The 7,194-nt window shown below is 72.4% G+C and carries 7 protein-coding genes; 1 reads left to right on the top strand and 6 read right to left on the bottom strand.

What is annotated here, in order from left to right; genetic code table 11:
- Positions 1 to 604: 604 nt before the first annotated feature.
- Positions 605 to 1,897 carry a tyrosine--tRNA ligase gene (gene tyrS, locus EAD98_RS12790; protein ID WP_121654267.1) on the bottom strand — a complete coding sequence of 431 codons (1,293 nt, stop codon included), beginning with the start codon at positions 1,895 to 1,897 and terminating at the stop codon, positions 605 to 607.
- 82 nt (positions 1,898 to 1,979) lie between these two features.
- Here tyrS and EAD98_RS12785 point away from each other — a divergent pair, with 82 nt between their 5' ends.
- On the top strand, positions 1,980 to 2,387 hold the full coding sequence (locus tag EAD98_RS12785; protein ID WP_199723385.1) for a PaaI family thioesterase: 408 nt from the start codon (positions 1,980 to 1,982) through the stop codon (positions 2,385 to 2,387).
- Positions 2,388 to 2,429: 42 nt separating this feature from the next.
- Here the strand turns inward: EAD98_RS12785 and EAD98_RS12780 are convergent, their stop codons facing one another.
- The 5 genes from EAD98_RS12780 to EAD98_RS12760 form a co-directional block, all read right to left on the bottom strand.
- Positions 2,430 to 3,770, bottom strand: coding sequence for a hemolysin family protein (locus EAD98_RS12780; RefSeq protein ID WP_121654265.1), 1,341 nt, complete (start codon positions 3,768 to 3,770; stop codon positions 2,430 to 2,432).
- A 124-nt stretch (positions 3,771 to 3,894) separates the two neighbouring features.
- Positions 3,895 to 4,536 (bottom strand): hypothetical protein, encoded by a 642-nt coding sequence (locus EAD98_RS12775; RefSeq protein ID WP_121654264.1) that lies wholly within the window; start codon positions 4,534 to 4,536, stop codon positions 3,895 to 3,897.
- Positions 4,537 to 4,545: 9 nt separating this feature from the next.
- Positions 4,546 to 5,046, bottom strand: a complete 501-nt coding sequence (locus EAD98_RS12770) for a GNAT family N-acetyltransferase (RefSeq protein WP_121654263.1) — start codon at positions 5,044 to 5,046, stop codon at positions 4,546 to 4,548.
- A 39-nt stretch (positions 5,047 to 5,085) separates the two neighbouring features.
- On the bottom strand, positions 5,086 to 6,558 hold the full coding sequence (locus EAD98_RS12765) for a serine hydrolase (protein WP_121654262.1): 1,473 nt from the start codon (positions 6,556 to 6,558) through the stop codon (positions 5,086 to 5,088).
- Positions 6,559 to 6,637: 79 nt separating this feature from the next.
- Positions 6,638 to 7,150, bottom strand: coding sequence for a helix-turn-helix transcriptional regulator (locus EAD98_RS12760; protein WP_121654261.1), 513 nt, complete (start codon positions 7,148 to 7,150; stop codon positions 6,638 to 6,640).
- Positions 7,151 to 7,194: the final 44 nt, after the last annotated feature.

Genomic DNA, 7,194 nt, shown 5'->3' with positions numbered 1-7,194 from the left:
CCAAAGGAATCCCAACCAGCCAGACATAAAGCCCGACCAGTCCGGGGTATAAATCATAATTGGCACTGGCTTATCAAGCACCCTGTTGAGTTCTCAAAGAACAACCACACACCGATCAAAAGCCCCAACCAGTGGGACCCCATCTCGGGGCTTTCCGTCCGCGTCCCCGACGCTTTCCGGCGTCAGGCACTTTTACTACGTTACCCGCCGGTTTTCGCCGTGTCAAACCGCGGTTTTCGCGGCCCGTCGTGCGTCTTTCCGTGCTGCGGGCACCATGTCTCGACCGGCTTGCGCCGCTCTCGTCACGGAATTCGACAGGCCGGCCGCCGCGGTTTCCCGCGAACTCGCCCGGTGCCCTGCCGGTCGTCAACCTTACCCGGTCGGTTCCGCCTCACCAAATCCGCCTCGCGGCGAGTCTGGGGCCCCTCCCGGTGCCGGGTCTGAAGGTGTAACCCCTCCGGCCCGGCGGTCATTCCCGCGCTCCGGCCGCTTCAGGCTTTCGCCTGTTTCGTCCGTTCCGCGCTGGCAGAGAGAAAGTTACGCGTCCGGCGGGATGATCGTCAAATCCGCCGGACGCGTCCCCCGTCACACCGTCGACAGGCGACTATCCGCCCAGCTCAACGCCTGCGAAGGAGCGCTTGCCACGGCGCAGCACCAGGTACCGGCCGTGCAGCAGGTCCTCCGGTGACACCGAAGCGTCCACTTCGGTCACCCGGTTGTTGTTGACGTAGGCGCCGCCCTCGGCGATCACCCGACGGGCCTCCTTGAGGCTGGGCACCAGCCCGGAGTCGCGCAGCAGGCCCGCCACGTCCGGCAGATCGCCGGCGAGCTGCACCAGGCCGGCCTCGGTCAGCGCCGCGCGCAGCGTCTCCGGGGACAGGTCGTCCAGTGAGCCCCGACCGAACAACGCCTGGCTGGCGGCGATGGCCTGCCCGGTCTCCTCCGGGCCGTGCACCAGGGTCGTCAGCTCCTCGGCGAGCGCCCGCTGCGCCAGCCGGGCCGCCGGTCGTTCGGCGGTGGCCTTCGCCAGCTCCTCCAGCTCGTCCCGGGACCGGAAGCTGAAGTACCGCAGGTAGCGGTCGACCTCCCGGTCGTCGACGTTCAGCCAGAACTGGTAGAACGCGTACGGGCTGGTCATCATGGGGTCGAGCCAGACGGCGCCGCCCTCGGTCTTGCCGAACTTCGTGCCGTCGGCCTTGGTGACCAGAGGCGTGGTGAACGCCTGCACCGGCCCCGCGCCGCGCCGTCGTACGTAGTCGACGCCGGCGGTGATGTTGCCCCACTGGTCGGAACCGCCGAACTGGAGCTGACAGCCGTGCCGGCGGTGCAGCTCGAAGAAGTCGTTGGCCTGCAGCAGCTGGTAGCTGAACTCGGTGAAGCTGATCCCCGTCTCCAACCGGGCCCGCACCACCTCTCGCGCCAGCATCTTGTTCACCGGGAAGTGCTTGCCCACGTCGCGCAGGAACTCGACCACCGACATCTCGCCGGTCCAGTCCAGGTTGTTGACCAGTTGCGCCGCGTGGTCGCCGGTGTACGACACGAACGGCGCCAGCTGCTCACGGATCCGCTCAACCCAGCGGACGATCACCTCGGGCGGGTTGAGGGTGCGCTCGGCGCTCTCCTTCGGGTCACCGATCTGCCCGGTCGCCCCGCCGACCAGCAGCAGCGGGCGGTGGCCGGCGAGCTGCAGCCGGCGGGCCATGGTGACCTGCATGAGGTGGCCGACGTGCAGGCTCGGCGCGGTGGGGTCGAAGCCCACGTAGTAGGTGGCGGCGGCCCCACCGTCGAGCAGCTCGCGCAGCTCGTCGAGGCCGGTCGAGTCCTGGATCAGGCCACGCCAGAGCAGGTCGTCGGTCAGGGAGTCCCGCCCGGGCGGCGGGGGGCTGCTGTCGGTCACGGTCGCTAATTCTCCCCCATCGGCGGCACCGACCCGTACCGGGTTTGGCGCGAGCCGCCCCGGCTAGGCTTGCGCCTTGTTGATCGAGGAGGGTTTTGTCGTGGAGATGCCGGACCTGACGGGTGGTTTCGTCGCCCTGCTCGGCCTGAAGTTCGAGGAGGCGACCGCCGACCGGGTCGTTCTCAGCTGGCGCGTCCGGCCCGAGTTGCACCAGCCGTTCGGCATCCAGCACGGCGGGGTGTACTGCTCGGTGGTGGAGACCGCCGCCAGCGTGGGTGGCTCGCTGTGGCTGGGCGACCGGGGCACCGTGGTCGGCGTCAGCAATCAGACCGACTTCCTGCGGGCGGTCCGCGACGGCGAGCTGACGGCGGTCGGCACGCCGGTGCACCGGGGCCGCAGCCAGCAGCTCTGGCAGGTGGAGATCACCGACGCCGACCGGCGGTTGGTCGCCCGCGGTCAGGTCCGGTTGCAGAACCTTTCCCCCGCCTGACCCCGCACACCCCCGCGTGGCGGCGGGCCCAGGCACGCGGGGTCAGCTGCGGGCCTCGTCCAGCAGCACCGGCTCGGTCTCCTGGTCGGTGTCCTTCTCGGCGTCCGCCTCGTCCAGGGCCCGGCTCAGCCGTACCTCGGTGATCGCCCGGTGGTCGATGCCCGCGACCACCAGCGTCCAGCCGTCCAGGGTGACGTCCTCCCCCGCGACGGTCGGGATGTGGCCGAGGCGGGCCAGCACCAGCCCGGCGACGGTGGTGTAGTCGCCGTCGGGCCGCGACGGCAGCTCGACGCCGATGTCCGGCAGGTCGTGCACCGGGAAGGTGCCGGGCAGCAGCAGCGCGCCGTCGGGGTCGCGGCGCACCGAGTAGCCGTCCCGGTCGGTCTCGTCGTAGATCTCCCCGACGATCTCCTCCAGGATGTCCTCCAGCGTGACGATGCCGTCGACGGCGCCGCGCTCGTCCACCACCAGAGCGATGTGCTGGCGTTCGGCCTTGAACTGGCGCAGGGCGTCCACCACCGGCAGCGAGTCGGGCAGCAGCATCGGCGGGCGGGCGATCTCGTCGACCGGCCGGTCGTCCGGCACGCCCACCAGGTCGCGTAGGTGGATCACGCCGAGCGTGTCGTCCAGGCCGCCGTGGCGCACCACCGGCGCCCGGGAGTGCCCGGTGGCGGCCAGCACCAGCCGCGCGGACTCCGCGGTGGTCCCGCTGTCGAGCGTGAAGACCCGCAACCGGGGTACGAGGACCGCCCGCAACCGCCGGTCGGCGATCTCCACGGCGCCGGCGATGATGGTGCGCTGCTCCTTGGTGAAGCCGTGGTTGCCGGCGACGATGTCGCGCAGCTCGTCCGGGCCGATCTCCTCCGGCTGGTGCTTCGGGTTGAGCCCGACCAGCCGGACCACGAGGTCGCTGGTGGCGCCGAGCGCCCAGACGGCCGGTCGGGTCACGGTGGCGAGCAGGTCGAGCGGGCGGGCCACCAGCAGCGCCCACCGTTCGGCGGACTGCATGGCGATCCGCTTGGGGGCCAGCTCGCCGAAGACCAGGGTGACGAAGGTCAGCGCGAGGGTGACCGCCACGATCGCCACCGTCTCGGCGGCGCCTCCGAACACCCCGAGCAGCGGCACGAGGGGCTTGGCGAGCGAGACCGCCGCGGCGGCGGAGGCCAGGAAGCCGGCCAGGGTGATGCCGATCTGAATGGTGGCCAGGAATCGGTTCGGATCCTTGGCCAGTCGAGCCAGCACCCGACCGGCCCGGCTGGTGCGCTCCAACCGCTGGATCTGGCTGTCCCGCAGCGACACCAACGCCATCTCACTGCCCGCGAAGAGCGCGTTGATGACGACCAGGACCCCGACCAGAGCCAGTTGGCTCCCGTAGCTCTGCACGCCTGGTTCGCTCCCTCGTCGTGGTGGCGCCGGCCGGTGCGCGGCGCCCACCGGTCGGCGGCCCCGCCCGGCGTACGCGTGTCTGTGCCCCGTGCGTCGGCTGCCGAATCCTGCGCCGGCGACGCTAGGCCGATTCGGCCCCCGATGGCGCGGGCAGGTCCAGGACGTACGAGTCACCCTCGGCGCGGAAGCCGAGCCGGTGGTAGTAGGGGGCGACCATCCCGGGCGGGCTGACCACCCGGTGGAAACCGCGTTCGGTGAAGAGGCGGCTGCGCCGGTAGACGAACTCGCCGGGCGTAAAGTCGCGGAACTTCGGGGTCACGTAGTCCAGGTCGATCTGGGCGACCCCGGGCGCCTCGGCGTGCGAGAGCACCACCCCGACCACCTCGTCGGCCTTGACCACCAGGAACGCGGAGCGTTCCGCGTCGGCAGGGTCCCAGTGGAAGCCGGGATTGAAGCGGGTGATGTCGGCCGCGTGCACCCGCAGCGTGTGCGCCAGGAACTGGTCGCCGACGCCGACCTCGACCACCTGGTAGGTCTGCTCGTCGTGCCGGGTGGCGAGCATGCCGCGCAGGTACCAGATGTTGATCACGGCGAGCACGATGTTGAGCCCGACCATGGGCCAGACCTCGATTGCGGCGTTGTAGCCGATCAGCACGAGGCAGCCGATGAGGTTGAGCGCGCGCAGCCGCAGGATGCGCGACTGCAGCAGCGACCAGACCAGTACCGCGGAGCCGGCCCAGCCGACCAGATCCAACCAGTTCACCCCGCGAGACTAGTGCTCACCCTGGTCAGAGCCGTCGGCGGGCAGCTCCAGCAGCCACTCCTCGACCTCGGTGCCGCGGCCGTTGGCGTACCCCGAGTCCTCGCCGACCACCACGAAGCCGCACTTGGCGAGCACCGCGAGGGACGCGGCGTTGTCCTTGGCGGCGCGGGCGTGCACCGGCCGGGGCAGCTCGCGCAGGAGGGCGGCCAGAGCGGCGGTGGCGTGACCGCGCCCCCAGCGGGCCGGATCGATCCAGTAGCTGACCTCGGTGCGGTCGCCGACCGGGAAGGCGGTGACGTGGCCGACCACCTCGCCGTCGACCTCGACGGTGCGGACCAGGTTCGCCGGGTCGGTGAGCACCCGGGCCCAGTGCCGGGCGAACTCGCGGTGGTCGGACGGGTCGGCGGGGCCGAACGCGGCCATCCGGTTGGCCTCCGGATCCTGCTGGTGCAGGAAGAACTCGACGAGGTCGTCCTCGCGGACCGGGCGCAGCTGCACGTCGGGGGTCATTCGACGAGGGTACGCAGCGGCCGAGGACGGTACGCAACCTCAGGCGGCGACCGCCGCGACCGCCACCGCGGCCGCGGCCAGGGAGCTCGTGACCGACAGCATCCGACGCCACGGCACCGCCGCGTCGACCGCGGGCAGGGTGGGCCAGCGGATCACCGCCAGCGCCACCCCCGCCGCCGACAGGCCCGCGCCGACGGGCCAGAGCCAGGCCGGGACCATCGACCAGTCGCCCAGGCGGTGCCCGAGCCCCAGGTAGGCGAACGCCCACACCGCCGCGGACACCAGGGTCACCCGGTCCAGGTTGGGGCGGCGGACGGTGCCGAGCAGGGCGAGACCACCGAGGAAGGTGAACGCCACCGCGAGACCGGCGCCGATCCACCACGGCGTCACCGGCGCGGCCTCGCCGGCATTCTCCTTCGGCACTCCGAGCAGCCGCAGCCCGATGGGCTCGACGCCCTTGTCGGTGTTGCCGAGCACCACCACCGCCCTGCCGGTGGCCGGCTCGAAGCCGACGTAGGACCGGAACCCGCCGGCCGCGCCGTTGTGCCAGACGATCTCGCGGTCGCCGTGGCGGGTGGTGAACCAGCCGTACCCGATGCGGGTGTCGGCGTTCTCGCGGTAGCGGGCGGTGGCGGCGTCGGCGCCGGGCGCGGTGCCGCCGGCGGTAGCTGCCACCAGCCGGGCCAGGTCCTCGGCGGTGGACCAGACGCCGATGCCGGCCGGGGCGTAGCCGGGTCCCAGCCAGGGGTCGAGGGCGCGCCCGCTGGCGCGACTGCCCTGCGCGCGGTCGGCGGGTAGGTCGCCGGACCCGGCGGCGACCACGGTCGCGGTCATGCCGAGCGGCCGGAGCAGCCGCGCCTGCAGCAGATCGGGGTACGCGACGCCGGCCTTCGCGGCCAGCGCCTGGCCGAGCACGGACGGCCCGAGGTTGGAGTAGTGCACCGAACCGCGTCCGTCGCCGGGGGTGACCCGGTCGGCGGCGGTCCGGACGCTGTCGACGTCCTGCCCGGCGTAGGGGTCGCCGCCGGAGACGTTGGACCAGAGGATGCGCGCCCAGCCCAGCGGCGAGCCGGGGGCCAGCCTCGGCAGGCCGGCGCGGTGACTGGCCAACTCGGCGAGGGTGACATCGCGGGCGGGGCCGGTGACGGCGGGCCAGGTGGCGCCGAGCCGGTCGTCGGGGCCGACGACACCGGCGGCGACCTGGTCGGCCAGGAGCATGCCGGTGAACGTCTTGGGGACCGAGCCGATCTCAAAGGGGGTGCCGGGCTCGACGGGCCGTCCGGTGCCGTCCCGGTCGCCCAGGCCGGCGACGCGGGTCCGGCCGTTCTCGACCAGGGCGACGGCGAGCCCGCGGTGTCCCTTCGGGTCGGGCACCGCCGCCCGGACGGCGCCGGCCAGCTCGGGGTCGCCGGTGACCTGCGGGCCGAGGCGGGGTACGCGGGGCATCAGCACGATCCCGACGAGGCCGGCGAGGAGCGCGACGAGGAGTGCGATCGCGGTCGTTCTACGCATGGTCTTCCTTTCGTCGGGCGAGGGGTGTCCGCCGTGGGGGTGGCTGGGCGGACGGCTTCGACGATGGCGGGGCCGGTGGTCAGCGACCGGCGGCGGCGAGGATGGCCAGCAGTGGCACCACGCGTTCGGCGGGGACGGCGTACCGGCCCCGGCCGGCGCTGCGCAGCCAGCCGGCGGCGGCGATCTGGCGCAGGTGGTGGTGGAGCTGACCGGTGGTGCCCAGCTCTTCGATGTCGGCCAGCGCGGCGGTGGTCTGCCGGCCGCCGAGGACCTCGCGCAGCAGCCGCAGGCGCACCGGGTGGGCCAGCGCGGACAGGGTGGCGGCCAGCTCGGCCCAGTCGTCGGCGAGCAGGTCGTCGACGCCGCGCCCGTACTGCCAGTCGTAGTGCTGGTCGGCGACCCGGACGGTGCCGGTGTAGAGCACGGCGCCCGCTCCGTCGGACGGCAGTCGCTGCTTGAGGCCGTCCAGGGCCCAGAACGTGCCGGCGAGCGCGGGCGGTGTGTCCGCCGTCGGCGGCGACGCCGCCAGGCGCTCGGTCAACGCGGCGACCTGTGTTTCCAGCGCGGCCAGCCGCTCCTCGACAGTTCCCATGGGTTGATACTACGAACATACGTATTTTCGTGCAACCCGAGGTG

It is taken from the genome of Micromonospora sp. CV4 (assembly GCF_003667455.1).
Lineage (GTDB): Bacteria > Actinomycetota > Actinomycetes > Mycobacteriales > Micromonosporaceae > Micromonospora.
The sequence above is the reverse complement of the archived record's forward strand: the minus strand, read 5'-3'. Positions and strand labels throughout refer to the sequence as shown.

Bases quoted from the DNA above. Each gene is read 5' to 3' on its own strand.
- EAD98_RS12770 (WP_121654263.1), bottom strand. From the start codon at position 5,046: ATGACCCCCGACGTGCAGCTGCGCCCGGTCCGCGAGGACGACCTCGTC.
- EAD98_RS12765 (WP_121654262.1), bottom strand. From the start codon at position 6,558: ATGCGTAGAACGACCGCGATCGCACTCCTCGTCGCGCTCCTCGCCGGC.
- EAD98_RS12760 (WP_121654261.1), bottom strand. From the start codon at position 7,150: ATGGGAACTGTCGAGGAGCGGCTGGCCGCGCTGGAAACACAGGTCGCC.